The 25,789-nt window shown below is 64.4% G+C and carries 23 protein-coding genes; 5 read left to right on the top strand and 18 right to left on the bottom strand.

The window, feature by feature from the left end:
- Window positions 1-7: 7 nt before the first annotated feature.
- From V6765_RS01500 to V6765_RS01470, 7 genes are all read right to left on the bottom strand, one after another.
- Window positions 8-673 carry an amino acid ABC transporter permease gene (locus tag V6765_RS01500; protein WP_448425861.1) on the bottom strand — a complete coding sequence of 222 codons (666 nt, stop codon included), beginning with the start codon at window positions 671-673 and terminating at the stop codon, window positions 8-10.
- A gap of 261 nt (window positions 674-934) precedes the next feature.
- Window positions 935-1,852 carry a 4-hydroxy-tetrahydrodipicolinate synthase gene (dapA, locus tag V6765_RS01495; RefSeq protein ID WP_448425860.1) on the bottom strand — a complete coding sequence of 306 codons (918 nt, stop codon included), beginning with the start codon at window positions 1,850-1,852 and terminating at the stop codon, window positions 935-937.
- A gap of 23 nt (window positions 1,853-1,875) precedes the next feature.
- Entirely contained in the window at window positions 1,876-2,622 is a 747-nt protein-coding gene (locus V6765_RS01490) for a 4-hydroxy-tetrahydrodipicolinate reductase (RefSeq protein WP_448425859.1), read from the bottom strand.
- Between the two features lie 10 nt (window positions 2,623-2,632).
- Window positions 2,633-4,033: an aldehyde dehydrogenase family protein gene (locus V6765_RS01485; protein WP_448425858.1), complete on the bottom strand. Its 1,401-nt coding sequence runs from the start codon at window positions 4,031-4,033 to the stop codon at window positions 2,633-2,635.
- Window positions 4,034-4,040: 7 nt separating this feature from the next.
- Complete coding sequence (locus V6765_RS01480; protein WP_448425857.1) at window positions 4,041-5,384, bottom strand: FAD-dependent oxidoreductase; 1,344 nt, start codon at window positions 5,382-5,384, stop codon at window positions 4,041-4,043.
- Window positions 5,377-5,631, bottom strand: a complete 255-nt coding sequence (locus tag V6765_RS01475) for a 2Fe-2S iron-sulfur cluster-binding protein (protein ID WP_448425855.1) — start codon at window positions 5,629-5,631, stop codon at window positions 5,377-5,379. Before V6765_RS01475 ends, V6765_RS01480 begins: the two co-directional genes overlap by 8 nt.
- Window positions 5,628-6,803 carry an NAD(P)/FAD-dependent oxidoreductase gene (locus V6765_RS01470; protein ID WP_448425854.1) on the bottom strand — a complete coding sequence of 392 codons (1,176 nt, stop codon included), beginning with the start codon at window positions 6,801-6,803 and terminating at the stop codon, window positions 5,628-5,630. Before V6765_RS01470 ends, V6765_RS01475 begins: the two co-directional genes overlap by 4 nt.
- A gap of 154 nt (window positions 6,804-6,957) precedes the next feature.
- Between V6765_RS01470 and V6765_RS01465 the strand changes: the two genes are divergently transcribed.
- On the top strand, window positions 6,958-7,881 hold the full coding sequence (locus tag V6765_RS01465) for a LysR family transcriptional regulator (RefSeq protein ID WP_448425853.1): 924 nt from the start codon (window positions 6,958-6,960) through the stop codon (window positions 7,879-7,881).
- 145 nt (window positions 7,882-8,026) lie between these two features.
- On the top strand, window positions 8,027-8,851 hold the full coding sequence (locus tag V6765_RS01460; protein WP_448425851.1) for a transporter substrate-binding domain-containing protein: 825 nt from the start codon (window positions 8,027-8,029) through the stop codon (window positions 8,849-8,851).
- A gap of 149 nt (window positions 8,852-9,000) precedes the next feature.
- Here V6765_RS01460 and V6765_RS01455 read toward each other — a convergent pair whose 3' ends face one another.
- Window positions 9,001-10,683 (bottom strand): hypothetical protein, encoded by a 1,683-nt coding sequence (locus V6765_RS01455; RefSeq protein ID WP_448425849.1) that lies wholly within the window; start codon window positions 10,681-10,683, stop codon window positions 9,001-9,003.
- Complete coding sequence (locus V6765_RS01450; RefSeq protein ID WP_448425848.1) at window positions 10,680-12,827, bottom strand: hypothetical protein; 2,148 nt, start codon at window positions 12,825-12,827, stop codon at window positions 10,680-10,682. The genes V6765_RS01455 and V6765_RS01450 overlap by 4 nt, the downstream gene beginning before the upstream one ends.
- A 262-nt stretch (window positions 12,828-13,089) precedes the next feature.
- Between V6765_RS01450 and V6765_RS01445 the strand changes: the two genes are divergently transcribed.
- Window positions 13,090-14,982, top strand: coding sequence for a DUF2207 domain-containing protein (locus V6765_RS01445; RefSeq protein ID WP_448425847.1), 1,893 nt, complete (start codon window positions 13,090-13,092; stop codon window positions 14,980-14,982).
- Between the two features lie 52 nt (window positions 14,983-15,034).
- On the opposite strand, the gene V6765_RS01440 is transcribed toward V6765_RS01445, so the two are convergent.
- From V6765_RS01440 to V6765_RS01400, 9 genes are all read right to left on the bottom strand, one after another.
- Window positions 15,035-15,493: a pyridoxamine 5'-phosphate oxidase family protein gene (locus tag V6765_RS01440; RefSeq protein ID WP_448425846.1), complete on the bottom strand. Its 459-nt coding sequence runs from the start codon at window positions 15,491-15,493 to the stop codon at window positions 15,035-15,037.
- A 148-nt stretch (window positions 15,494-15,641) separates the two neighbouring features.
- Complete coding sequence (locus V6765_RS01435; RefSeq protein ID WP_448425845.1) at window positions 15,642-16,283, bottom strand: trimeric intracellular cation channel family protein; 642 nt, start codon at window positions 16,281-16,283, stop codon at window positions 15,642-15,644.
- Window positions 16,284-16,361: 78 nt separating this feature from the next.
- The gene (gene nikR, locus V6765_RS01430) at window positions 16,362-16,790 is read right to left on the bottom strand and encodes a nickel-responsive transcriptional regulator NikR (RefSeq protein ID WP_448425844.1); all 429 of its coding nucleotides are present in this window, start codon (window positions 16,788-16,790) and stop codon (window positions 16,362-16,364) included.
- Window positions 16,791-16,864: 74 nt separating this feature from the next.
- A complete protein-coding gene (locus tag V6765_RS01425) occupies window positions 16,865-17,452 on the bottom strand; it encodes an ABC transporter ATP-binding protein (RefSeq protein WP_448425843.1) in 588 nt (195 codons plus the stop codon).
- Window positions 17,445-18,242 carry an ATP-binding cassette domain-containing protein gene (locus tag V6765_RS01420; protein WP_448425842.1) on the bottom strand — a complete coding sequence of 266 codons (798 nt, stop codon included), beginning with the start codon at window positions 18,240-18,242 and terminating at the stop codon, window positions 17,445-17,447. The genes V6765_RS01425 and V6765_RS01420 overlap by 8 nt, the downstream gene beginning before the upstream one ends.
- Window positions 18,239-19,105, bottom strand: coding sequence for an ABC transporter permease (locus tag V6765_RS01415; RefSeq protein ID WP_448425841.1), 867 nt, complete (start codon window positions 19,103-19,105; stop codon window positions 18,239-18,241). Before V6765_RS01415 ends, V6765_RS01420 begins: the two co-directional genes overlap by 4 nt.
- Window positions 19,098-20,081 (bottom strand): ABC transporter permease, encoded by a 984-nt coding sequence (locus V6765_RS01410; RefSeq protein ID WP_448425840.1) that lies wholly within the window; start codon window positions 20,079-20,081, stop codon window positions 19,098-19,100. Before V6765_RS01410 ends, V6765_RS01415 begins: the two co-directional genes overlap by 8 nt.
- A 28-nt stretch (window positions 20,082-20,109) precedes the next feature.
- Complete coding sequence (locus tag V6765_RS01405; protein ID WP_448425839.1) at window positions 20,110-21,666, bottom strand: ABC transporter substrate-binding protein; 1,557 nt, start codon at window positions 21,664-21,666, stop codon at window positions 20,110-20,112.
- A 197-nt stretch (window positions 21,667-21,863) separates the two neighbouring features.
- Window positions 21,864-23,258, bottom strand: coding sequence for a glutamate decarboxylase (locus V6765_RS01400; protein WP_448425838.1), 1,395 nt, complete (start codon window positions 23,256-23,258; stop codon window positions 21,864-21,866).
- A 212-nt stretch (window positions 23,259-23,470) separates the two neighbouring features.
- On the opposite strand from V6765_RS01400, the gene V6765_RS01395 reads away from it, so the two are divergent.
- Complete coding sequence (locus V6765_RS01395) at window positions 23,471-24,496, top strand: magnesium transporter (protein ID WP_448425837.1); 1,026 nt, start codon at window positions 23,471-23,473, stop codon at window positions 24,494-24,496.
- 106 nt (window positions 24,497-24,602) lie between these two features.
- Window positions 24,603-25,763, top strand: a complete 1,161-nt coding sequence (locus tag V6765_RS01390; RefSeq protein ID WP_448425835.1) for an alpha/beta hydrolase — start codon at window positions 24,603-24,605, stop codon at window positions 25,761-25,763.
- Window positions 25,764-25,789: the final 26 nt, after the last annotated feature.

The raw sequence follows: 25,789 nt of genomic DNA, 5'->3' as shown, positions 1-25,789 counted from the left end.
CTTCCCCTCAGTCGCTGACCCTGAGCCGTTTTTCAAACCAGTCCGCGGCCTGCATCAAAGGCAGCAGCACGACGATGTAGAGCACGGCCATGACCGTGTAGGATTCCAGCGGCCGGTAGGTCTGCCCGTTCACCACCGCGGCCATATAGGCGAGGTCGGCAACCGAAATGACGGAGACGAGCGAGGTGTTCTTGAACTGGATGACCGACTGGTTGATGAAGGACGGCAGCACCCGTTTCAGCGCCTGCGGCAGGATGATGCGGCGCATTGCCTGGAACGGGCTCATGCCGATGGCCGCTGCCGCCTCGCGCTGGCCCTTGTCGATCGACACGATCCCGCCGCGGAAGATCTCCGCGTAGAACGCGCCGACATAAAGCGACAGGGTCAGCATGGCCGCGAACCGGTTGTCGATATTGACGCCGATCAGGAGCGGAAAGGCGTAGTAGAACCACAGCAACTGCACCAGGAGCGGGCTGCAGCGGAAGATTTCCTGATAGATCCGCCCGATCCAGTTGAACACCCGGAACCGCGACAGCCGCGCCGCGCAGGTGATAAAGCCGAGGATCACGCCGAAAAAGATCGATCCGAACGTGTAGACGATGCTGATCCCGAGACCGTAGAGGAACAGGTCGCGATACTGCCATACCGAATGAAAATCCCAGTTATACTGCATCACCTTGCTCCCTGGTTGTCACATCGATGCCCTGTTCGGGCCGCCCAGCACCCGCAACACTGCTGTTGATGCCATTTTCTGTTCATTTCGGTTCCCCTCGTTTTGGTGAAGTCCGGCTCCTCACGAGACAGGAAGCCGGCCGTCTGTCGTTCTCGTGCAGCGCGCCGAACCGCATTCTGTTAGCCGCAGCAGCGCAGCGTTCAATTGTCCTCGCGCAAACCCGGACCGAAAACGGACAGCCGGGCCGGCGCTGGTACGCCGTCAGCGCGCGCCGAGCACGCTTGAGGCCGCCGACGTGTAGCGGTTCAGGATGCCGGCGAGACGCTCGCGGTTGGCATCGGAGACCGGCACCATCGGCAACCGCATTTCCGGGCCCGAAAGGTTGTTCAGCGCCAGCGCCGCCTTGACCGGGCCGGGATTGCTCTCGACGAACATCCCGTCGGTCAGTTCCGCCACCAGATCGTGCAGCGCAAGCGCGTGGGCGGTGTTGCCCTCATGCCAGGCCCGGACCATCGCCACCATCGTGTCCGGTGCAACATTGGCGACGACGGAGGTGACGCCGACCGCGCCGAGCGACAGGAACGGCAATGTCAGCCCGTCATCGCCCGAATGCACGATCAGCTCGTCGCCGCAGGCGCGGCGCAGCTCGCTCACCCGTGCCGCCGAGCCGCCGGCCTCCTTGATGGAGAAGATGTTGGCGTGATTGCGCATCAGCGTCGCGCAGGTTTCGGCCGAGATCTCGATCCCGCAGCGGCCGGGCACGGAATAGAGCATGGCGGGCAGCGCGGTCGCGTTCGCCACCGCGCCGTAATGGGCGATCAGGCCCGCCTGTGTCGGCTTGTTGTAATAGGGCGTGACGACGAGCACGGCATCGGCCCCGGCCGCCTCGGCGCGGCGGACCTTTTCTACCGCCTTCTTGGTGTCGTTGGCGCCGGCGCCCGCCATCACGAGCGCCCGGCCCTTCGTCTTTTCGACCGTGCGGGCAATCAGCTGATCGGCCTCGTCGTCGGAAAGGGTCGCGGCCTCTCCGGTGGTGCCGACGGGCACGAGGCCGGCGACGCCGGCCGCGATCTGCCGCTCGACAAGCGCATCGAAGGCGTCAAAATCGATCATGCTATCGCGAAACGGGGTGACGAGGGCGGTGAAAACGCCGGTAAAGCGGCTCCTGAGTTCGTTCATTGTGTTCTCCTCTGATTGGGATTTCAACGGGCGGCGAGGCTGTCGGCGAGTGCGTAGCGGCGCGGTTCGCGATGACCGGAAATCAGCCATTGCGCCGCGGCGATGGCGCCCTCGGCATAGGCCGAGAGCGTGTGGACCTGGTAGGTGAACCGGGCTTCCGCCGAGCCGAGATCGAAGCTGACGGCGTTGATGCCCACGGTATCGCCCTCGCGGAACACGGTGATCGGCATCTTTGCCGCGGCAAAGCCCATGACGGCGCTTCTCGCTTCCTCGATCTGCCCCGCGAGCAGTTTCGATGTCCCCGAGGGTTCGGCCTTCTTGCGGGCGTGGTAGGTCTCGGTCACGCGCGGCTCGCCCTCCGGCATCATCCGGGCGAAGCCGAGCACGTTCAGCCGAAAGGCCTCGAAGCCGCGGGCGAAATTCGCGCTGATGAGCATGGGCCGGTGGGCGCAGCAGGCCGAAAGGCGGGCATCGTCCTCGGCCGAGAACCCGGTGGTGCCGATGACCATCGGTATGTTCTTGAGGCCGATTGCCTCCTGAAGCGCCATGCTGGCCTGAGGCGTCGAAAAATCGATGATGGCGTCGCAATGGCTCTTCATCGCCGCATCGGCGGGACGGTATTCAATGCTGCTGCCGGCAACGGGCTTGCCGACAAGCTTGGATCCCGGCGACACCATGGCCGCGGCAAGCTCAAGGCCGGGATTGGAGACGATCAGCTCCACGAGACTGGTTCCCACACGGCCCGAAGCGCCGAAAATTCCGATTCGCATTATGCTCTCCTCAGTCGATCACGACCTTCTGTTCCGACATTTCCCTGATGGCGACGCGTACGCCCTCGCGGCCAAGGCCGGAGCGCTTGATGCCGCCGAAGGGCACATGCTCGGCGCGGAAATCCGGCCCCTCATTGATCATCACGCCGCCAACGGCGAGGTTGCGGGAAAACATCCGGACCAGCGCGTGGTCATTGGTGAAGACGCCCGCCTGCAGCCCGTATTCGCTGGCATTGACCTCGGCGATCGCCGCGCCGGCGTCGGTGAAGCTGCGGATCGCGATCACGGGACCGAAAGTCTCCTCTGCAATGACCGGGGCATCGACGGCGACATCAGTCAGAACAGTCGGCGCGAAAACGGTGCCATCATGATTGCCGCCAGTCAGGAGCCTGCCCTTGCCGGCGCTGACTGTGGCCTCGATCCTCTCGGCGACCATGCGGGCCGCAGGGAGATCGATCACGGTGCCCATGTCGGTGTCGTCACGCGCGGGGTCGCCGAATTCGATTGCGTCCACGGCGGCCATCAGTTTTTCGGTGAAGGGCTTTTCAATGTCAGCGTGGAGATAGAGCTTCTTGACGGCGGCGCAGCTCTGGCCGGCGATCTCGAATCGGTGACCGATCGTGGTGGCGACGGCGCGGTCAAGATCGGCATCGGGCAGGACGAACAGCGGATCATTGCCGCCAAGCTCCATCAGGCAGCGCACCAGACCGCTTGCGTTCTTCAGCGCCAGACCGGCGGCCGGACCGCCGGTGAACGACAGCAGGTCGATTGGCGCGCGGGCAAGGGCAAGCGCTGCCTCCGCGCCACCATTGACGACCTGGAACAGGTCCTCCGGCCAGCCCGCCTTGCGGGCCAGTTCGCATAGCCTGTTGGCCGCAAGCGGCGCTTTTGGCGAAGGCTTGGCGACGACGGCGTTGCCGGCGGCAATCGCAGGACCGAGCTTGTGGCAGAGGAGATTGACCGGATAGTTGAACGGCGTTATCGCCCCGACAACGCCGACAGGCTCGTAGGTGACAGTCGCAAGCCTGTCAGCGCCGCCCTCGACGATGGCGCAGTGCAAAGCCTCGCCGTCAAGGAAGGTGGCGGCGTCGCCGGAAAGCCTCAGCGTGTTCTGGGCGCGACGGATTTCATTGCGGGCTTCCCTTATGGTCTTGCCCATTTCCGAAGACACGAGGCGCGCCAGATTTTCGGCATCGGCGGCCATTTCGGCGGCAAGGGCATTGAGCAGGGCGCGACGCGTGGCCGGCGTCGAGAAACGGAAGGCGCTGGCGGCGGCCTTGGCGTTGATCACGGCGGCGTCGATCTCCGCCGGCGTGTTCACGCAGAGCTCGCCCACCGGCGCGCCGGAAAACGGGTTGCGGACGGAAATCATTTCTGTTTTCGGCAGGATCGCCGCCTGTGCCTGTGCCATAGGTGCCTCACTGGTCTTTCGGTTCGGTTGGGGAGGGATCGGCGGCGATCATCGCGCCGATCGTGACCGGGCGGACCGGCCATCGCCTGCCGGCAAGATTGCCGGCTGCGGGTATTGTGCGGTCCGGTCTGAGTTCGGCCATCAGCGCCGCGCTATTGTGGGCGCAGAACCGCCCCTGGCATGCGCCCATGGCGAAGCGGCCATTGTGCTTGATCTCGCGCTCGGACGGCGCATCGACGCCGAGCGCGAGCCGCTTCAGATCACCCGTCGTCTTGCCTTCGCAGCGGCAGAGGATCGTGTCATCCGGCAGCGCCGCAAGGGATTGAGCGCCCGCCGTCGGTGCGAACATCCGGTCAAGCACCCCCTGCGCCGCGCGCATGTGCGCCAGCATTGCTTCGGGCCTTGGCGCCTGTCCGGGAAGTCCCGCGATTACCTGGCCCGCGGCCTTGCGGCCGTCGGCTTCGGCGGCGCTGCTGCCCAGCGCCTCGCGCCCGTCGCCGGCATGGAGGATCAAGGGGTGGCTTGGGGAAGGCTGACCCTCGGGCGGCAATGCGAAGTCATTGGGCCGGATACCGTCATGCAGGCCAACGCGATCGGCGATGATTTCCCGGCTGCGGTCATTCCGCCCGGCCAGCGTGACGACAAGGCCCTCGTCGGTCCGACGGATATCGCGCACCGTGGTCGCCTGCAGAACCGGTATCCGCCGGGCAAGAAGCGTCGTCATATAGCCGAGGGATTCCATCAGCAATCGGGGGAACTGGAAAAGCGCAAGGCCGGCGGATACCGCCCTGAAGGGCGCGCCCGCCTCGACGACGGCGACCGGCGGATTGCCAAGCCGCGCCATCTGGGCCGCAACAGCGATAAGGAGCGGGCCGTTGCCGGCGAGCAGAACGCGGCCCTGGGGCGGCCGTCCGGTTTCCTTCATCATCACCTGCAACCCGCCGGCGGTGGAAACGCCGGGCAGGTGCCAGCCCGGACGCGGAAGGATCTTCTCGACCGCGCCGGTTGCGATGATGACCGCCTTCGGCCGGCATGTTTCGATACGCCTCGTCCGGCGGTTTTCCGTCACCACCCAGCCGTCGCCGTCGACCGCAATGAAGACCTGTTCATGGTGGATCGGGATGTTTTCGGCGGCCTGTCTCAGCCGCGCGAAGCGCGCCTTGGCCGCGCGCGGCTGGGGAACCGGCGTGACGCCGTCGATGGGCTGACGGAAGATCGCGCCGCCGATCGTCGGCCGCTGTTCGATGATCTCGACCGAAACGCCGGCGCGCTTCAGCGTGGCTGCGGCCGCAAGTCCCGCCGGGCCGGCGCCGATGATAAGCACGTCGGCTGTTTTCCTGGGCTCAGACATAGCCGCCCTCCATGCTCTCCACCTGCATGCCATCACGGGCAGGGGTCAGGCAGGTTTCGCGCACGATCCCGTCGACCCGCGCGACACAGCCCTGGCAAGCGCCGATGCCGCAGAAATAGCGGGTCGGCTGGCCGAGCCCGTCGGCGCCGAACTGCGTCACGCCTTCGGCAACAAGAGCGGCCGCGATGGTTTCGCCCGGGCGGAAGGCGATTTCGCGCCCCATGAAAAAGAATGTCCCCCGGCTCATGCCGCCACCTCGCAGACACCGAAGCGAGCGGGATCAAACGGGCCAATATCGATCGAGGGGAGCTGGCCGGTGACCAGTTCGGCGATCGTCCTGCCGGTGACCGGACCGAGGCAGATGCCGTCCCCTTCAAAGCCGGTGGCGATGAAGCCGTTTTCTATGCCGGGCAGCCTGCCGATCAGCGGCAATCCGTCGGACACGGCGGTGCGCGCGCCGGCAAAGGCCCTGAGAAGCCTGAGCCGGGCGAGGCCGGGCACCAGCGCGACGGCATCGCTCAGGATGCGGGATACCGCCTCAAGATCGTTGACCTTGCGGTCGCCGAAGGCTTCGCGCGTGCCGCCGATCAGGAATTGCCCCGTCTCCAGAGGGTCGATGACAAGCCCGAACCCGCGTCCGGGCCGACCAGCCTCGCTGCTGCCGGAGCGCTTGGAAAGCAGATAGCGGCCCGACATGATCGCGCCGGGCATGGAGGCGTTGAGGGCGAAGGCGCGTTCGGTCACGAGCAATTGTCCCTTGCGCGGAATGAGCCCGGCGCCGACATTGACGAGACGCTCGGAGCCGGAACCGGCGCAGATGATGAAAGCGTCGGCGGAGAGAAACCCGTTGTCGGTTTCAACGCCCTCGACCCGTTCGCCGTCGCCGGCAAGCCGCAGGCGGCTGGCGCGGGTGTTGCGGTGCACGGCGATGCCGGCGACTTCGATCAGCCGGTGAACGATCCGGTAGCCGATCGCGTGCCCCTCCGCATGAACTTCCACGGCAAGGGACGCGCTTTCCGAAAGCGCCGGAAAGCGCCGTCGCAGCGCGCAGTTGTTGAGGTGCTCCACGCTCACGCCGGCGGATGAAAGGGCTGCCGCATGCGCCTCCAGCACCGTGCATTCCTCAGCGCTGGAGGCAATAATGAAGGTCGAGCGCTGCTTGAACAGGCCGGCGAACAGCCCGTCCTCGGCAAGCCTGCGGTAAAGCGCAATGCCTTCCAGAGCCGTCGTCATCATCGGGCCGGGACGCTTGCTGGCCACGGAGACCGCGCCATCGGCAGCGCCGGTCGCTTCCGCCGCCGGCGCGCTGCTGTCGATCAGCGTGACGCTGACGCCCGCTTTCGCCAGAAAGTAGCCGGTTGCCGCGCCGACGATGCCGGAGCCGATGACGATGGCGGATGGTGAGGAGCGGGCATGCATTTGGTTTGACCGGTATGATGGCGTTCGATATCGGTCATATTGACGGCTGTCGGCTTCGGGCGTCGATACAAGAGAATGGCCTTCGAAAGTCATGTTTTTTGTATCAGGCTTCTGGCCGGCCACCCCTTAAAAGAGAAGAAAGGGGATTTTCGCGATGGCAAAGATCAGTCTTACGCTGGTGCAGACATTCTATCATGTGGCGCGCTACGGCTCGTTTTCGGCGGCGGCGCGCGAGCTGAACCTGTCCTATCAGTCCGCCGCCAACCATGTGCGCCGGCTCGAGCAGATCTTGAAAAGCAGGCTCATCGAATCCGAACAGGGGGCAAAGCGCATCACGCTTACGCCGCGCGGCCGCGCGCTCTACAACCTGCTCCATCCCGAGCTCGACATCATGCTGGAGCGGCTGACGACGCTGATCGAGAACCAGCGTTCCGCGCTGAGGGTAGGCATGCCCCAGGCGATCTTCTTCTATCTGTTTCCCAAGGTTCTGGCCCGCTTCCGCGAGGCTTTTCCAGAGATGGAGTTTTCCGTCTACGAGCGCGATACGGTGCTGGCGGAACTGGTGAAGAACGGCAGTCTCGATGTCTGCATCTCGGAACGCTATTTCGGCGATCCGGTCGTGCCGCAACGCATGCTCGGCAGCTACCGGCTTTCGCTTGTCTTCCCGCGCGCCTGGGGCGATGTGCCGGCGCAGGAGGATATTCCGGCCTGGGCCGCGGACAAGCCGTTCGTCACCTATGAACCCGGGCAGACCCTGCGCAATGTCTCGGTCGATTTTCTCGGCCGCGAGGGCAGGGCGGTTCATCCCGCGATCTCGACCTCGGGCAGTTCCAGCGTGAAGCTGTGCGTGGAGGAGGGGCTCGGCTTTTCCATCATTCCCTCATGGTGCGTGGCCGCCGATGACGAGAAGGTCGCCTCGCTCCGCCTGACCAGCCTGCCGGAAATCCGGGTCTATTTCGGCAGCGCCGGATTCCTGCAGACCCACCCCATGGTCCAGCAGCTATACGAGGATTGCCAGCGCGAGCTGGTGGGGCCAGTTCTGGACCCGCCGAGCGGCGATATCCTGCCGCCTCTATGACCCGAACATACAAAAAAGCGCACAAGCGCCGTCTTTTCTCTAGCATTGCCTGGATCGGCTGAGCCGCTAGCCTGTTCCCGGACGTGGCCGATGGGGGTTGCGGTTCAAGAATACGATCAATCCGGGGAATTATGGAGATCTCTCAATGAACTTGTTTGCCAAGATCTGTGGCGCGACGGCGGTGGCGCTTTCGCTGTTCTCAGCCTCCGCCAGCGCCGACACGGTCAGCGACATCCGCGAACGCGGCACGTTGCGCATTCCGGCGATCCTGAACGAAGTGCCGTATTTCAACAAGGACCCGCGCACGGGGGAATGGACCGGCTTCGTCATCGACATGGCGTCGGATATCGCCAAGACGCTCGATGTCGAGCTTGAAGTGGTGGAATCGAGCTGGTCCAACGCCATTCTGGACGTCCAGAGCGGCAAGGTCGACATGGCCTTCGCCGTTACCGCGACGCCGGTGCGCGCGCTGTCGGTTTCGTTTTCCGACCCGACCTATTACAACAGTTTCGTGCTGATCTCCGCCGATGAAACGCTTGCAGGCAAGAGCTGGAACGAGCTCAACGACCAGCAATATACCTTCGCCGTGGATCTCGGCTCCGCGCAGGATCTGATGGCGCAGCAATATCTGCCCAAGGCCAATATTCTGCGCTTCAAGACCCGCGATGAGGCGATCGTCGCCGTCACCACCGGCAAGGCGCAGGGCTTGATCAACACCATGCTCAACGGGCTGGTGATTTCCAAGAAGGCCGCAAGCGTCGGCAGCGTCAAGGTGCCGACCCCGGTTCTGTCCACGCCTTCGGTGATCGCCGTGAACTACGGCGCGGATGAAACGTTCAAGAGCTTCGTATCCGCCTGGGCCGAATATAACCGCCGTATCGGCAACAACCAGACCTGGATCCTGAAGAGCCTCGAACCGTTCGGCATCTCGCTGACCGACATGCCCCCCGGCTTCGGCTTCGGCGGCTGATCGGGACCAAGGATTGCCTTCCGCTTCCGAAGACAGAAAAACGCCCGGCGCGTGTGCCGGGCGTTTTTTTTTGCGTACGGCGCGCGGCGGCATAACCGGTTGTGAAACGACAGATACGCGCCCGCGGGCTCGCGGCCGCCCGAGAACGGTTATCGCGCATCCCGGGCGGGGACCGCATTTCCTTTCAGCCGGCCATCGCGCCAGGGCTCGTGTGAAACGAGGCCCTCGGCGTCGTAATAGGTGGTGGTGCCGTCGCGCTTGTCGTCCTTCCACATCTGCACTTCCTCCAGCGCGCCGTTTTCCGCCAGGATGTAGCGCGGCCCGTCCTTCAGCCCGTTGCTAAAGCTTGTGACCGTGATGCGGTAGCCATGGCCGTCAAAGGTCGTCCAGCGGCCGTCCTTGATGCCGTGGTCGTAGCGGCCCTGTTTCGTCTCGTCCCTGTAGGGCACCGGTTCCAGCCATTCGCCATGCTTCTCGCCGTCGACATAGCGGCCGCCGGCAATCATCCGGTCGCCGTCCAGCTCCTTGTAGGGTCCGTCCAATACGCCCGCGTCATAGGTGGCGAGCCGCTTCAGTTGGCCGTTCATCCTGTATGTCCGCTGCGCGCCGGTCAGCTTGCCGTCATCGTCATAGGTCTCGTGGATGACGTCGCTGGAGTGTTCCGTCCGGCGCCAGTCGCCGACGCGCTTGCCATGGTCGTAATAGCCCCGGTCCCACTCCCGGCCGCGCCAGGCGCGGGTGTAAAGGCCGTCCTCCTTGCCGTCGACATAGTGGACGCGGGTGGTGATCTGGTCGATCTCGGTGGTCGATACGAACAGCCCGCGATATTCGCCGTCAACCAGTTCGGTGCGGTCCAGCAGTTGGTCGTTGAGATACTTCGTGAACAGGAGATAGCCGTCGGCCTTGATCTCGGTCTCGGTGAAGTTGCCGTAATGCTCGACGGTTTTTTGCCCTTCGCCGCGGCCGTCGATCTGCACCGGCTCCTGGAGCCAGATCAACTCACCGTCCTTCCATTTCCGGTTTCTCACCTCGCTGCCATCCTCGGCATAATCGGTCTGGGCCACGAGTTCGCCGGATTCCGACCAGCGTTTTGCACTGCCCGTCGGTTTGCCCATGTCGTAGCGACGTTCGGCCCGGCGCTCGCCCGAGGGCCAGTATTCGGTGACGACCCCATCGGCCGCGCCATCGACATAACGGCCTTCCTCGATGAGATTTCCCTCCTTGTCATAGTCCCTGTAGGGGCCGTCGCGCCGGCTCATCGACCAGTGGATTTCGGCGGCGAGCTTGCCGTTTTCGTGGTATTTGCGCTCCACGCCATCGATATGGCCGTCGACATGATTGTTTTCGGTCGAAAGCGTGCCGTCCTCATAATAGAGGCGCCAGGGGCCGTTTAGCACGCCATCCTTCCAGGTGGTTTCGCGCTGAGTCTTGCCATCCGCCCAGTACCGGACCTCCGTACCGTTTTTCTTTCCATCCTCATAAGGCGTGCGGCCCACGACATTCTCATCCTCGTCGAAGGTCACCATCTCGCCGTCGCGGCGGCCGTCCTCGTTGAGCGGAACGCGGGTTTTGAGGTAGCCCGAGCCGGGATAGAAGGTCTCGATCTTTCCGACCTTGCGGCCTTCATCCAGCGTCGGGGCGGTGTTCCAGACGCGGGCGTAACGGTCATCGTCTTCGTCGTAGATATCGATGATATAGACGCCGTCCTTCGCCTTTTCCGGCGGCGTGTAGCTGTAGGCCCCGTCCGGGGCGGCAGCCAGATTTTCATCGACATTGGCGGCATGTACCGCGCTCGCGGCAAGCGCGAGCAGAAGGGCGAGAGCGGTTTTCAACGGTTATCCTCCCTCGGTTCGGGCAGATCGGGAAAGCGGATTTCGAAGCGCCGGGTCACCGGGTCGGAACCGGTATCCGCTTCAAGGATGCGTTCGGGCCGGCCGGCCGCGCGGATATGGCCGTCTTCGAACAGCGCCGAAGCGAGCGTGTCGTCGGGGGTGAGGGGCGTGCCATCCGGCGTGACCAGCGCCAGCGCCGTGCCCTCGGCATCGACCAGCCGGAAACGCGCGTTGAATGCGCCAATCGTCATGGTGTTGTCGACGCCGAGCGTTTCAGGATCGATCAGCCATGGCCGCTCCGGATCGAGCGCTTCGCTCGCCTCACGCCATGCGACGGTGGTTTCGCAATCGATGACGACGGTGACCGGTTCATGCCCGTAGAAATGGGTGCGGATGCCGTCATCGGTCTGAAGCTGCAGCGTCGTCGTGCCTGTCCGTTCGTCAGCCTGCGTTTCGAAGACCAGCGGATGACCGGCAAGCGATACGGGCTCATCCAGCCCCGCCGCGCAGTGCTTTGCCTGTGTCGTCGGGAGCCTGAAACGCAGCGCGGCCAGATCGAGGCCTTCGGGCGTGAGCGCATCGAGCGCCGGCGGCGCGCCATCCGGATAAAGCGCCCGCGTCTCGGGTTCGGTGTCGGGATCGAGGCGTTTGCCGCGTTCGGTGCGGAAGGTGACCGCGCGGGTCGCGGCCGGCGTTTCGGCATAGCGTTCGACGCGGATTTCGATCTTTTCCGGCACGGTTTCAGCCTTGAGCACAACCTTGAGGGCGCTGTAATCCGGCAGTGCCAGTCGTCTTGCCTGGCTTTCGGTCGGCGTCAGCCAGTCCGCGCCGCTGTCGGCGGCGTAGATCTGTCCCTTGACGTTGCTGCCTTCCGGGAAGGAGAGACCAAAGAAGTCCCAGGTTTTGCCGGAGAGCAGCAGCTCATAGCCGTCATCGGTCGGCCGGAATTCCGCCGTGGCGTCATTGCGGCTTACGCTGGCCTTTCCGTCTGCATCCGGATGCAGCGTCAGCGTGAAAGGCTCGGAGGGATACCAGTCGACATCTGCGGTGAGCGCCGTTGCCCGTTCGAGATCCTCGCGGACATCGCCGATGCCGACCGGACGCGCCCGCGAGACCGTCCGAAACCCGCCATCGCCCGGAACAGTCACGGGCAAGGTGGCGATGAACCGCGTCGGCAACGCGGTTTCGCCGTCGAAGAGATGAAAATCATGAAGCGCGAAACGGCCGATATTGCTGCCCGCCGCGGGATCGTGGGCGAAGCTCAGCGTGTAAGTCTTGCCATGCCTGTCTGCCTCTCCCGGTCCGCCGGGAAACACCATGTCCGGCTCGGGCGGCATGACGATGGTTGAAAACGGAAAGGTCGGCATGTCATGCCATTCAGGCTCGCCCCGGGATGCGTGGGTGTAGAGCGGGAAGGGGCTTTCCGTATTCGCCATCGCGATGGTCTGGCGCGAGAAACGCTCATCCTCCGCGCCGGGATTGATGCGCGTATCATAGGTCATCACCGAGCGCTCGACCCAGCCGCTGTCGCGCGCCAGCACCGAAACGCCGGACAGTCTCGTATCCGCCGACACACCCTCATAGCTGAGGAAAACCTCGTTTGGCGTCACCGCGCTGACCGTGATGTCCACATTGGCAACGCCGGGCAGCGTGGTGGTGGTCGTCCAGCCTTTCTCGACTTCGATTTCGACCGGCAGGACCGGCTGGCCGAGCTGGTCGCGCATCTGGGCCAGCATGGCTTGCGGCATCTCGGCATCGCCGCGCGGGGCGAAATCCTTGAGCCCGTGACTTTCCGGATCGATCGTGGCGGAAAAGCCCTCGCGCATCAGCAGGGCAAGATCGTCGGGCGCGTCGCCGAAGGCCGTGCTCGTCACCCGCGATCCCTCGTCATAGGCAAACCACAAAGGGAAGACATCCATGCTGATCTCGCCATCGTCGTCGCGGTCGGTGACCGCAAAGCGAGTCAGCGCCGACACGAACTGGTTGTCGCGGAAACGCGAATCACTGAAGCCGGAAGCCATGGAAATTTCGAGGTGATAGGTCCGTTCGCTGCCGACAGCGGGGTCGAAAATGATGGTCTCGGCCTTTGCCACGCCGGGAATGGCGGCGACAAGCAGGGCGAACCAGAAACGTCGTTCGGTCATGCTTTCTCCTTCGATGGCGCAGTCATGAAGGGGCGGGCTGAGAGAGGCAAGTAACTGTAAGTTGAGATTTACTCCCTGTCGGGAAAGATCGTTGTAACAAACGGATTTGTTTATGCTTTTTGGCCGGGCTATAAGGCCCCCTCAGCCGGATTCGCCATACGGAACAACAGGGTCCCCAGCAGTCTTGTTCATGAAATCACGCCCGATTTTTCAGACAGTTTTTTATGCACGTCATTGCAAAACGAATGGCGGGGACCGAAGTTTGGCCGCGACGCGGCCGATCGTCGCGGCCGTCCTGCTGGTGCTGATCTGGTTCGCGCCGGCCTCGGCGCGCGAGCGGATCGAGCGTTTCGAAAGCGATATTGCGATTGGCCCGACCGGCCGCCTCGATATCACCGAGACCATCGCGATCAAGGCGGAGGGGTACCGGATCGAACACGGTATCTTTCGCGATCTGCCGATCGCGGGACGCACGGCGGAGGGCGGCGTCGATCCCGGCGCGCTGCAGATCCTTTCCGCCACGCTCGACGGCAAGCCGGTGTCCATGCGGGTTGCCCGCCGCAGCGACTATATCCGCATCTTTCTGGGAGATGCCGGAACCGATCTCGAACCGGGCGTTCACACCTTCCGGCTTTCCTATCGCACCGGACCGCAGATCGAAAACCGCGACGGTCAGGACCAATTCTACTGGAATGTGACCGGCTCCTACTGGGCCTTCCCGATCGACAATGCCTCAGCGACCATTCATCTGCCAGAGGGCGCGTCGGCGACACAGGTCGCCGGCTTTACCGGGCCACTCGGCTCGACGCGCACCGAGGTGTCTCGTCGCCTCAGCCCGGATGGCGCCACGGTCGATATTGAGACCTACCGCATTCTCGACCCGGAGGAGGGGCTCACGGTCGCTGTCGGGTTCCCGAAGGGCTTCATCAGCGAGCCGGCGGCCGCCGAGCGGTTCCGGTGGTGGTTGCGCCGCAATCCGGGCGTCGCGATTTCCGTTACCGGCCTCGGCGCTCTCGGCTTGCTTTTCCTGTTTGTCTCCCGGCGGATCAGGCGGCCCGGAGAGGAGCACGCCGGACGCTATCCGGTGATCGAGCGGCGCAAGCCGCCGCGCGGCACGACGCCTGCTCAGGTGCAGTATATTTCGATGCGGCGGATGCTCGGCCATTCCGCGCTCCTCGCCACGGTCATCAATCTCGGCCTGCGCGGGCTGATGACCATCGTGCCCGAGGGCAAGGCCTGGCGGATCGTGCTGGATAAGGGCGAGACCGGCGCGCTGGCGCCCGAGGAGGAAGCTCTGGTGGCGGGTGTGCGCGCTGAAGGCGGCAGCGTCCTGGTCGATCGCAAGAACCGGCAGGTCCTGAGGCGGCTTTACGGCGACTTCGCCCGCGTGGTGCGCGCCACCCATGGCCGGCGGTATTACGCGCCGAACGGCAAGTGGAAACTGGCCGCCGCCTTCCTCTGCACCGGCCTTGCCGCGGCCCTTGCGCTGACCGGCATGGATGGCGAAGGGTGGATCCTCGCCTATGGACCGCTGCTGCCGATCGTGATCGGTCTTGCCTTTGCGGGCTTCGATGCGCGCGCCTCGGCGGATACGTTCAGCAATGCGGCGGGAAATGGCATGGGCGGGGGACTGGTCGCGAGCGCGGGGCTGTGGCTGGTGACGGGCTTCTTCACCGGCGCCTTCGGCTGGGCGACGGCGCTTGGCCTCGTGGCAACGCCGGTTCTGTTCTGGATATTTGCCGCGCGGATCGGCCAGCCGACGGAGGAGGGGCGGGCGCGCGAGGCGGAAATCGCGGGGCTGCGCCTCTATCTCGAACGCGTCGGCGACATGCGCCACGCCAATCGCAGCGAAAGAGACGCGCTGCCGGCCCTGCTGCCCTTCGCGGTGGCGCTCAACATGAAGTCAGAATGGAGCCGCGCCTTCGACAGCGTCATGGACGCCGGCTCCGGCACCATCAACCCGATCCCCTTCGGCCTGCACCCGACCTTCTACGATACGGGCGCGAACGGCGCGACCATCTTCGGCGCCTGCCAGGCGCTCAGCACCAACCTCACGGCCTGCATCTCGCCCAACGGATCGGGCTCGGGCGGCGGCTTTTCGGGTGGCGGCTTCTCCGGCGGGGGAGGAGGGGGCGGCGGTGGCGGCGGCTGGTAAATCGACCGCCATCGCTATCTTTGCGAGTTGGGCCAAAGGCCTCAATGATCGGCTAGAAGCGGACCTCGAAATGGTCTCCCATATCGGGTTCCTCATCCGTCACCTTGGCCTTCGCGATCTGGATGGCAAACCCGATCGAGCCCTTGGTGGCCCAGACCTCGGCGAAATCTGGCGTAAACCGGATCAGCCGGATGTCGGGATCGTCGATGCCGTCGAACCAGCTTGAAGCAATCGGGTTCCAGAGCTCCTCGAGCTTTTCCCGGTCCTGGACCACCTCGGAGCGACCTTCCACGCGGGCATGCGTCTCTCCATTGCCGGTGACGATCAGCGAACTCTCGCTCTCGCCCGCCTCGATCGCCTTCACCAGATCCGTGCCCTTCGCGGTGATGAACCAGATCACCCCTTCCTTGTCGTTGGGGTAGGGCGACATCGGCACATGACGGGCCGATCCAATGCCCAGCATCGCGGCGCGGACATCGTCCATCTCTTTCCAGAATTCGGATTTTGACATTGCTTTCTCCTTTTGAAGAAAGAAACGTCTTCCGCCTGAAAAAGTTGCCTGAGGCTTATGCGGATTGCCGCGCGAAGAGGCCCGTCGTGTCCAGGGTGAGATCGAGGGATTCAGCCAAGGAAGGCCGAATTGATATCCGCTGCTGAACTCAATGCAGATCGTGTTTGTAGACGAATTTCGGCATGCTCCAGCCAAAGCGGAGCGCCAGCAAACGCAGGCAGAGGCCAGCACTCAGGGCAAGCAGCAGGACGAGGTTGTGATCGAGGCCAAGCCGGCCGCCGCCTGCGAAGATCGCAACCGTGATGACGGAGACGGTCGCATAAAGTTCCTTATGGAACAGCAGAGGGACATCGTTGCACAGGATATCCCGCAACACGCCGCCGACACAGCCGGTGATCATGCCGGCGGCGACCACGACGAGAAACGGCTGGTCGAGGCCGATGGCAATGTTGCTGCCGATAATGCTGAAGACAACAAGCCCGACAGCATCGAGAAAGAGAAACAGGCGCTTTAGACGATACATGTGCCGTGCAATGATGATTGTCAGGACCGCAGCACCGCCGGTCACCAGAAGAAGCTCCGGCGAGCCAACCCATGAAAGCGGATGGTGATCCAGAACCAGGTCCCGGACCGAGCCTCCCCCAAGCCCGGTGATGCATGCGAGCAAGATCACGCCGACCCAATCCATGCTGCGCCGCCCGGCCGCAAGCGCTGCCGTCATGGCTTCTGCGGCGAGGGCGACGAGATAGATGATGTGCAGGAGATAGAGCGTCGTCGGATCGGTAATCATGGCATGCTCCCGAATGATGTTATACCAAGAAAGCGGGATCGCGCTTGCCGCGCTGATATTGCCTCTGCTGGCAAAGGCTCAGGCGCCCTCGCCGCCCGTCTCATTGTCCTCCACCGGGATGAGGACCAGCTTGCCGTGGAGCACGTGGCGCTCGGTGATCACGTGGTCGGCGAGATGTTTCACCATGCCCGGCGCGCCCCTGAGGATCGAGACCTCCAGACAGCGGTCATGGTCGAGATGAACATGGGTGCTGACGATCGAGAGGTCGTGATCGTGGTGGAAGGTGTTTGTCAGCCGGCGCGCCAGGTCGCGCGCCTCGTGGTCATAGACATAGCTCAACACGCCGATGCATTCCTCCACCGCGCCGCTGTCGACGAGGGTCTGCTGCATGCCGGCGCGCGTCAGGTCGCGGATCGCCTCCGAGCGGTTCTGGTAGCCGCGTTCGCGAACGACCTTGTCCAGCTCGTCCATCAGATTGTCGTCGAGGGTTACGGTGACGCGCTGCATGGCCCGGTTTCCTTCATTGCTCCGCCACCCCTTGATAACCGCCTTCTCAGCATTCGCCAACCGGGCAGCGAAGATCAAAGCGTGACGACGCGGCCGGACAGGCGGGCGAGCAGCGGGCGGTTGTGGCTGATGACCAGCATGCCGAGATTGCGCTTGCGCACCGCGCCGATGAGGGCATCCCAGATCTGGGCCTGGGTCAGCGGGTCGAGCGGCGCGGAGATCTCGTCGGCCACGAGGTATCTTGTGCGCGGGCCGAGCGCGCGCAGCACCGCGATCCGCTGCAGTTCCCCGCCCGAGATTTCGTGCGGAAAGCGGTCGTACCAGCTCTTCGAAACGCCGAGCGCCTGCCGGGTCTCCTCGTCGGGCGTCCAGCCCTCCGCGATGATCCGGCCCACCGTCCAGCGCGGGTCGACGGCGAAGATCGGCGACTGGTGGAGATATTGCACCGCGTTGTAGCCCTTCGCATGGGTCTTGCCATCGACCAGCACCTCGCCGGAGGCCGGCCTGTGGTAGCCGGCAAGAAGCCGCCCCAGCGTCGACTTGCCCGCGCCCGACCGGCCGGTGAGGCCGACGATCTCGCCCGGGCGGATGGCAATGTCGACCCCGTCAACCACCGGCGCGCTGACGCCGTAGCCGAAGCGAACGCGTCTCGCCTCAAGCATGGTCGTCGCCTCGAAATGCATTCTGCGGCAGGGCCTGCCACAAGGCGCGGGCATAGGCCGTGTGCAGCCCGCCGCCGCCGCCCGAAAAACCGGTGGCGTCTTCCTCGCCTTCGAGCCGGCCATCGCGGATCAGGCAGACCCGATCGGCATAGGCAAGCGCCGAGGCGAGCGAATGCGTGACCAGCAGAACACCCTTGCCATCGCCGGCAAGCCTTCGAAGCCGCGCCAGCACGATATCGGCATTGTCGTCGTCAAGCCCGCTGGTGGGCTCGTCCGCGACAATCAGGTCCGGATCGCCAATGGTCGCGATCGCCATCAGCATGCGCCGCGCCATACCCCCGGAAAGCTGGTGGGGAAAGGCGTTACCCGCCTCCCGGCCGAGCCCGAACTGCGCGAGCGTCGCGGCAAGGCGGGCATCATCCGCCGCGGCACCCGACCGCCGCGCCGCCCAGCGAAGCTGGCTGATGCAGCGCGCCATCGGATCGAGATGGCTCACCGATTGCGGCATCAGCGCCATGCGCCGCCCCAGCAGGGCCGGCCGGCTCCGCTCATCGACCTCCCGGCCTTCGAAGCGGATCGCGCCGGAAGTGCAGGCATTGGGCGGCAGCACGCCGAACAGCGCATGGGCGATCAGGCTCTTGCCCCCGCCGGAAGCGCCGATCAGGGCAACCACCTCGCCGCACCGCACGGAAAAGCCGATGCCGCTGACGACCGGCACCTCCCGCATCGAAAGCAGGCCGCTGTAGCGGCGAAAACCGATGCCGAAATCGTGGAAGGAAAGAAGCGTCATGTCTCTGCCGTCCTTGGATCGAGGATCAGGCGAAAGCCGTTGCCGACGGCATCGAAGCACAGCACCAGCGCCAGCAGGCAGAGCCCGGGAAACAGGCCCAGCCACCATTTCCCGGCGGTCAGGTAGCGCATCGAATCCGCCAGCATCACGCCGATTGCCGGTCGCGTCGGATCAAGGCCGAACCCGAGGAAGGTCAGGCTCGCCTCGTGCAGGATCGCATGCGGGAACATCAGCACCAGGCCGACCAGCATCTGCGGCAGCAGATGCGGGAGGACGTGGCCGAAGGCGATCGACGCCCAGGACCTGCCGAAATGGCGGGCCGCGACGACATAGGGCGCCTGCCGGATCTGCAGCACTTCGGCGCGCAATATCCGCGTCAGGCGCGGCCAGTGGGTCAGCGCGACGGCAAGCGTCACGGCAACCGGCCCGCCGCCGAGCGCAAAGCAGATCAGGATCAGCAGCACCAGATGCGGCAGGCCGATGGCGGCGTCCACCAAAAGCGACACCAGCCCGTCGACCCACTTGCCGCCAACGATGGAGACGATCGCCAGAACCGTGGCGATCAGCACCGAACAGGCCGAGGCCACAAGCCCGACCCAGAGGCTGGTGTTGAGGCCCTTCAACGTGCGCGCCAACATGTCGTGGCCCATCTGGTCGGTTCCGAACCAGTGCCGCCAGTCCGGCGGCGACAGCCGGGCGGCGAAATCGGGGGCGACCCCCGCCGGTCCCGCCATCTGCACGGCAAGGGGAACGAACAGGATCAGCGCCAGCCCGAGCGCGGCGACCGACAGCGTCCAGACCCGATTACCCATGCGCGGCAGGATCATCGGCTCCGGCGCCGGCGCGTGGAGGGTTTCAGCCATGCGCGCCTCCCGCCGTGAATTCCGCTTCCCGTATCCTCGGATCGACGCGGTGATAGAGCATGTCGGCGATCATGTTGCCGATCGACACGAACAGGGTGAGGAACAGGGTAATGGCGAGCAGCAGCGGCACGTCGCCCCGCACGCCTGCGGCCACGGCGGCCTGCCCGAGACCCGGATAGGCGAAGACCTGTTCCGCCAGGATCGAGCCGCCAAACAGTTCTCCCAGCGAGGCGAACAGGATGGTGATCGCCGGCAGCGCCGCGTTGCGCACCCCGTGCCGGAGCACGACGTCCCATTTGCCCGCGCCCTGGGCGCGGGCGTAAAGGGCGGCGTCAAGCTGCAGGATCTCGGCGATCTTGGCGCGCGTGTGCAGCGCGACCTGCGCCACGCCGAGCAGGGAGAGCGCCGCGAGCGGCAGGACGAGATGCTGCAACCGCTCGGCGAAGGTGACATCGGCGGGCACGACGCCGAGCGGTCCGGCGCAACAGACCGGCGCCCAGCCAAGCTGGACAGAGAATACGATCAGGAGCAGGATCGCGATCCAGAAGGTCGGCGCGGAGGAGAGGAAATAGGCATAGAGCCGGATCACCCGGTCGAGCCAGGAACCCGCATGCGCGCCCGCGACGACGCCGAGCGCAAAACCGAATAGGCCGGAAAACAGCCATGCCAGCCCCACGAGCGGCAGCGAGGTCCAGAACCGCGCGGCAATCACCTCGGAAACCGGCGCATTGTAGATCATCGAATAACCGAGATCGCCGTGCAACAGGTTGCGCACCCATAGCGTAAACTGCGCCAGAGGAGGCTGGTCGAGCCCCCAGCGCGCCGCGATCAGGGCGCGCTGTTCCGGACCGACGCGGGCGATATCGATGCCGAGATAGGCATTGACCGGATCGACCGGGGAGATTTTGGCGAGCGCGAAGGCGACCACGGCTACGAGAAGAAGCACGGCCGCAAGCCGCGCGACGCGCGTGGCCACCAATTTCGGGACGGAGCTCAAGCCGGGATTACTCACACGTCCATGTCCAGTGTTCGATCATGGCGGAGATCGGCCATCCATGGCCGTGCGGCTCGATCTGGGTCTCGCCAATATCGAGGCATTCATTGACGAAATAGACGTGATCGAGATTGACGAGCCAGGCCCAGCCGGCAAGACCGCGCGCGGAAAAACCCGTCTGCCCGTCCCATTCCGCCGCCTGCCAATGGGGATAGGACGCCTCGAGGCTTGCTGATTGCTGGGCATCGTCGAAATGGGCATCGACGGTTTCGTCGGAGAAATAGCCGGGATTGTAGAACTCGATGCCGCCCCAGGCGGAATTATAAAGGCTGTAGACCTCGAGCGGGCTATGGCTGCCCCAGCCGAACATCACCGGCTCTCGGTGGTCGACGCGGCCGATCTGCTCCCAGGTCGCACCCAGCGGCCGGGCGGCAATGCCCAACGACTTCAGTTGTTCGGCGGTGACGACGGCAAGCGCCTGACGCACGAAATCGGAGGCCGGATAATAGATGTCGAACGCGGCCCTCACGCCGTCGCGAACGCGGATGCCGTCATCGCGGACGGCCCATCCCGCTTCGTCCAGTAAAGCGCGCGCGCTATCCGGGTCATGGGCGACGGCGGCATGGGGATTGGACCAGGGCAACCCGTCGGCCGGTCCATAGGCCGGGCGGCCATAGCCGTTCAGCGCCACCTCGACGAGCTGCTCCCGGTCGACGCCCAGATTGACGGCGCGGCGGATGGCGAGATCGGACGTCACGGCGTTGCCCGCCGTTTCGCCATTCACCGCGCCGGGCGCGGTCATGGGAAAGGAGAGGCCGCGATTGTCGACGGAGGGCACGATGACCTTGCGGAACCCGTCAATCTCGTCATCCGCCATCAGTGCCGGCACGGAGACCATATCGACCTGACCGGTGCGCGCCGCGGCGAGACTGGTGTCCTCGCCCGAGAACACGAAGGTCAGACGTTCGAATTCAGGCTTCCGGCCATAATAGTCCGGATTGGCCTCGACGATGAGTTGCTCCCCTTCCGTCCAGGAGACCATCCTGAAGGGACCGGAGCCGACCGGGTTGCGGGCATAGCCGGGCCCATAGCCGTCCGACGGCACGATGCCGAGCGAATAGAAATTCTCCGAAAATGTCACCCAGGGGCGCTTCAGGCGGATTTCCACCGTGAGGTCGTCAACAGCCTTGGCGCTGTCCATCACCGTCAGATCGAGCGCGCCGCCGGCTTTGGCCGCCGCGTTAAAGGTGAAGGCCACGTCCTCGGCCGAAAGCGGCGTGCCGTCGCTGAAGGTCACGTCCGGTCGCAGCGTGATGGTCCAGGCCAGCCTGTCATCGGAAAGCGACCACGCACTGGCGAGGTCGGGAACGGTTTCAAGGGCCGCATCGCGCTTCAGCAGGGTCGACTGAAACAGCGGATGGCCGTATCGCCCCCAACCCAGCAGCGGATCATAGCCGGTATCCGGCTCGCCGCCGATGGCAAGGATAAGATCGGATTTTGCGGCGGCGGGGGCTGCTGCGGCGAGCACGGCCAATAGCGAAAACAAGCCCGCTCTGAGAACTGCCATGAAACGCCCCGGTTAAATGCATCACCAGTTTAGTGCGAGCGAGTATGACGTCAAGATAAAAACATCATACTTTTGATGAGGCTAGAGCAGTTCTCAACATTGGGATGGGTCTTGCCGATCAGCAGCAGTGGGGGCTCACCCAAAGACTGGATCGCCGCCGCCGCGCCCCTCAAGGGCGCGACGGGCGCATTGGCGTGTCAGTGGTGGAAGCCCGAGGCTTCTTCCTCGGAGACCGATCTGGTTATCGGATGGGATTTGAAATACTCCACCGACGCCTTGATATCGCGGATCAGCAGCGAGCAGAGATCGATGCTGACGCCGTTGCGCACCAGAATGCGCTGCACCGCCTGATCCTCGCAATTGGCGGGAAGCGTATAGGCCGGCACCTGCCAGCCGCGCGAACGCAGCCTGTCGGCGAGATCGAACAGCGTGTATTCCGTCTTCACCCCTTCCTTGAGCTTCCATGATACCGCCGGAATGCCGCGCTTCATGTCGCCGTCGAACACGATATCCACAAGCCCGGTCTTTTCCAGCTCGCTCGCAAGATAGGCGGCGCTGCGATAGCAGGCCTCGTGCACCTTGCGATAGCCGTCGCGGCCGAGGCGCAGGAAATTGTAGTACTGGCAGACGACCTGGCCGCCCGGACGCGAGAAATTGAGCGTGATGTCGCGCATGTTGCCGCCGAGATAGTTGACCCAGAACACCATCTCCTCGGGCAGGTCCTGTTCCTCGCGCCACACGACCCAGCCCACGCCAAGCGGCGCCAGGCCGAACTTGTGGCCGGACGCATTGATTGATTTTACCCGCGGGAGCCGGAAGTCCCATTCGAGTTCCGGCGCGCAGAAGGGCGCCAGAAAGGCGCCGCTGGCGCCATCGACATGGATGGGAATATCGAGGCCGGTGCGCGCCTGCAGGTCATCCAGCGCATCGGAGACGGCCTTCACGGGCTCGTATTCGCCGGTAAAGGTGACGCCAAGCGTCGGCACCACGCCGATCGTGTTCTCGTCGCAGAGCTTCAGCACCTCCTCGGGCGTCATCAGAAGCCGGCCGTTTTCCATCGGGATTTCGCGATGCTCGATATCCCAGTAGCGCGTGAATTTGTGCCAGCAGATCTGCACCGGGCCGGTGATCAGGTTGGGCTTGTCGGTGGGCTTGCCCTCGGCCTTGCGCCGCGCTTCCCAGCGCCGCTTCATGGCCAGCCCGCCCAGCATCGCGGCCTCGGACGAGCCGGTCGTCGAGGCCCCGGTCGCAGGCCCCTCGGGCGCGTTCCACAGATCGGCGAGCATGCTCACGCAGCGCGCCTCGATCTCGGCGGTCTGCGGATATTCGTCCTTGTCGACCATGTTCTTGTCGATGCAGTCGTCCATCAACTGGTGGACTTCGGGTTCTTCCCAGGTCTGGCAGAAGGTGGCGAGGTTCTGGCGGGCATTGCCGTCCATCATCAACTCGTCCTTGACCGCAGCATAGACCGAACGCGGCGCGCGGACTTTCTGCGGGAACTCCGTTTTGGGCAAAACGGTCAGAAAATCTGCCGAACCATAGGTTTCGTCATTCGGATCGAACAGCTCTTGTTCCGAAGGTTTGTCAGCCACAGGTCTCTCCCCTAATCTTGTGTCAGCAAAAGGAGTACCCAGCGGTTGACGCCGGGTCAAGGATCGAAGGTAAGTCATTACGAACGTATAAGCAAACGCCGCCGCCATCGTGAGTTTCGAAAAACTTTAATGCTGGCGCGCTATTGCTGCGGCGCCGAGAGCTGAGAAACAGTTGCGGCAGGACGCGCCGAAGGAAATTGGGGGACGATGAAATGACCGAGATTGCCAGCGCCATGCTTGCGCCGGAACATCCTGTGGAAGCGATATGGGATGCCGCGCCGTTGCTGCTTGCCCCCGACCTTACCTGCACGGAGGCGACCGATCGCTTTGCCACACGAAGCGGCGCCTTTCACACCAACGCCTGCGTGGTCGACGCCGACAATCGCCTTCTCGGCATCGTCAGCCTCCGGGACTGCCTCAACGGAAGCGGTCCCATCAAAGAGGTCATGACCACCAAGGTTCCGACCGTCAGGCGCGGTGAAGCCGGAGCCGAACGAACGGCCTATGACATGATCGATCGCGAGATCGACATCATGCCCGTGCTGGAAAAGGATGGCCGCGTGGCCGGCGTGGTTCATGCCGAAAAGGCCAACGCCTTTCTGGTCGAGGAACTGCATGAGGACGCCGATCGCTGGGTCGGCATCGCGGGCGGAGTGAAGGATGATTACTTCGATCACACCGTCTGGTCCGATTTCCTCCGCCGGGTGCCCTGGGTGCTGGCGCTTGCCGTCGCGGGCCTTGCCGCCGGCTATGTCGTCCACATCTATGAGGATGCGCTCGACGCGCTGGTGATCCTCGCCCTTTACATGCCGATGGTCGCCGATACCGGCGGCAATGTCGGCACCCAGTCCGCAAGCCTTGTGACGCGCGCGCTCACGACCGGCGACGTCAAGACACGCGAGACGCTCTGGATATTATGGCGGGAGACGCGCGTGTCACTGCTGATGGCCGGAACCCTGTTCCTGTTCGCCTTCCTGAAGGTCTTGCTGATCTCCAACGCCGCCGACGTGCCCGCCACGATGACGCTCGAGGGGATCGGCTTCGCAATCGCGATCGCGCTTGCCGCCCAGGTCATCTCCGCGACGCTGATCGGCGCGGTGCTGCCGCTTGCCGCCGTCGCCGTCAGGCAGGACCCGGCCGTCGTCTCCGGCCCTGCGCTGACCACCATCGTCGACCTCACCGGCCTGCTGCTCTATTTCACGATCACCGCCTCCATGCTTGGATTGGCCGCGCCGTAAGGGCGCGCCATTGATTTTCTGTGGGTTCGTCCGTAGTAAAAAAGCGAGGGGTCCGGCAGTGCATCTCCGCGGGACGACAATTCACAGCTTACCGAGGGAAGCGACAATGCGGATCGCGATTTACGGCGGGGACGGGATGTTTCCACAGCAAACGCTTGCAGATCCGCGCCGCATGCTGGCGTTCGCCCTGCGCGCGATATTCCTTTGCCTGCTGCTCTTCGCGGTCGCCGGCTGCGGCAAGCGCCCCGGAACCGAAGTCCTCTATCCGCATCCCGATGCCGCAGCGCCCGCGCGGACCGTGACGATCTATGTCGCAACCACGCGGGAGCCGGCCGAAAACCGCGTGGAAGGATACACGCGGGAGCGCGAAGACGAGTTAAGCTATGCCGAATTCGTGATTTCGATCCCGCCAAACCATGTTCCCGGCGAGATCGAATGGCCGCTTTCCCGCAAGGCCCGTCCGGATGAGGATTTCACCGTGCTTCGCCATACGGCGCTCTCGCGGGCCGCGTTCGACAGCCGGATCGGCCGGGCCGCCCGCGAAAGCGGCAAGGCGGCGATGTTCGTCCACGGCTTCAATGTCAGCTTCCAGGAGGCGGTGTTCCGGATCGCGCAGCTTTCGGCCGATTCCAACATATCCGGCGTGCCGATCCTGTTCTCCTGGCCCTCCCAGGCCCGCATCTTCGACTACGTGACCGACAAGGAATCCGCGACCTTCTCCCGCGACGGCCTGACGGATGTGCTGCAGCAGGTCACCGGCCAGCCGGGCGTGCGCTCGGTCCTCTTGTTCGGTCACAGCATGGGCGGCTGGCTGACCATGGAGTCGCTCCGCCAACTCAGCCTCGAGGGCGACATCAAGGCGCTGAGGAAACTTAACGTCATCCTGGCCGCGCCCGACATCGACGAGGATGTGTTCGCTACCCAGGTCGAAGCCATCGGGCCGCTCGATCCGCCGATGATGGTTATGGTTTCGGGCGATGATTTTGCATTGCGCGTCTCCCGCCTGCTCCAGGGCAACCGCCAACGCGCCGGCCAGTTCGACATCACCGATCCGGAGGTCGTGGAAGCCGCCAGGGAGATGAATATCCTGCTTCTCGACATCTCGTCGATCCCTGCGAGCGATGCCCTGGGCCACAGCCGCTACACCGCCATGGCGGCGCTGTACAAAGAGCTGGAAGACAATGACGATCTGGTGAGCAGCGGCTTCCGCGAGGCCGGCGGCCGTTTCTTCGAGCCCGCGCAGGCCGCCGCGACGCCTTCGCCCTGAACGCACCGTCGGCGTGTGCCGTTTCG

This window comes from Martelella sp. FOR1707 (genome assembly GCF_053484265.1).
Note: the sequence above shows the minus strand (reverse complement) of the source record. Positions and strands in the feature narration are given on the sequence as shown.

Excerpts from the sequence above, each read along its gene's own strand:
- V6765_RS01500 (WP_448425861.1), bottom strand. The coding sequence starts at position 673 with ATGCAGTATAACTGGGATTTTCATTCGGTATGGCAGTATCGCGACCTG.
- dapA (WP_448425860.1), bottom strand. The coding sequence starts at position 1,852 with ATGAACGAACTCAGGAGCCGCTTTACCGGCGTTTTCACCGCCCTCGTC.
- V6765_RS01490 (WP_448425859.1), bottom strand. The coding sequence starts at position 2,622 with ATGCGAATCGGAATTTTCGGCGCTTCGGGCCGTGTGGGAACCAGTCTC.
- V6765_RS01485 (WP_448425858.1), bottom strand. The coding sequence starts at position 4,033 with ATGGCACAGGCACAGGCGGCGATCCTGCCGAAAACAGAAATGATTTCC.
- V6765_RS01480 (WP_448425857.1), bottom strand. The coding sequence starts at position 5,384 with ATGTCTGAGCCCAGGAAAACAGCCGACGTGCTTATCATCGGCGCCGGC.
- V6765_RS01475 (WP_448425855.1), bottom strand. The coding sequence starts at position 5,631 with ATGAGCCGGGGGACATTCTTTTTCATGGGGCGCGAAATCGCCTTCCGC.
- V6765_RS01470 (WP_448425854.1), bottom strand. The coding sequence starts at position 6,803 with ATGCATGCCCGCTCCTCACCATCCGCCATCGTCATCGGCTCCGGCATC.
- V6765_RS01465 (WP_448425853.1), top strand. The coding sequence starts at position 6,958 with ATGGCAAAGATCAGTCTTACGCTGGTGCAGACATTCTATCATGTGGCG.
- V6765_RS01460 (WP_448425851.1), top strand. The coding sequence starts at position 8,027 with ATGAACTTGTTTGCCAAGATCTGTGGCGCGACGGCGGTGGCGCTTTCG.
- V6765_RS01450 (WP_448425848.1), bottom strand. The coding sequence starts at position 12,827 with ATGACCGAACGACGTTTCTGGTTCGCCCTGCTTGTCGCCGCCATTCCC.
- V6765_RS01440 (WP_448425846.1), bottom strand. The coding sequence starts at position 15,493 with ATGTCAAAATCCGAATTCTGGAAAGAGATGGACGATGTCCGCGCCGCG.
- V6765_RS01435 (WP_448425845.1), bottom strand. The coding sequence starts at position 16,283 with ATGATTACCGATCCGACGACGCTCTATCTCCTGCACATCATCTATCTC.
- nikR (WP_448425844.1), bottom strand. The coding sequence starts at position 16,790 with ATGCAGCGCGTCACCGTAACCCTCGACGACAATCTGATGGACGAGCTG.
- V6765_RS01425 (WP_448425843.1), bottom strand. The coding sequence starts at position 17,452 with ATGCTTGAGGCGAGACGCGTTCGCTTCGGCTACGGCGTCAGCGCGCCG.
- V6765_RS01420 (WP_448425842.1), bottom strand. The coding sequence starts at position 18,242 with ATGACGCTTCTTTCCTTCCACGATTTCGGCATCGGTTTTCGCCGCTAC.
- V6765_RS01415 (WP_448425841.1), bottom strand. The coding sequence starts at position 19,105 with ATGGCTGAAACCCTCCACGCGCCGGCGCCGGAGCCGATGATCCTGCCG.
- V6765_RS01405 (WP_448425839.1), bottom strand. The coding sequence starts at position 21,666 with ATGGCAGTTCTCAGAGCGGGCTTGTTTTCGCTATTGGCCGTGCTCGCC.
- V6765_RS01395 (WP_448425837.1), top strand. The coding sequence starts at position 23,471 with ATGACCGAGATTGCCAGCGCCATGCTTGCGCCGGAACATCCTGTGGAA.
- V6765_RS01390 (WP_448425835.1), top strand. The coding sequence starts at position 24,603 with ATGCGGATCGCGATTTACGGCGGGGACGGGATGTTTCCACAGCAAACG.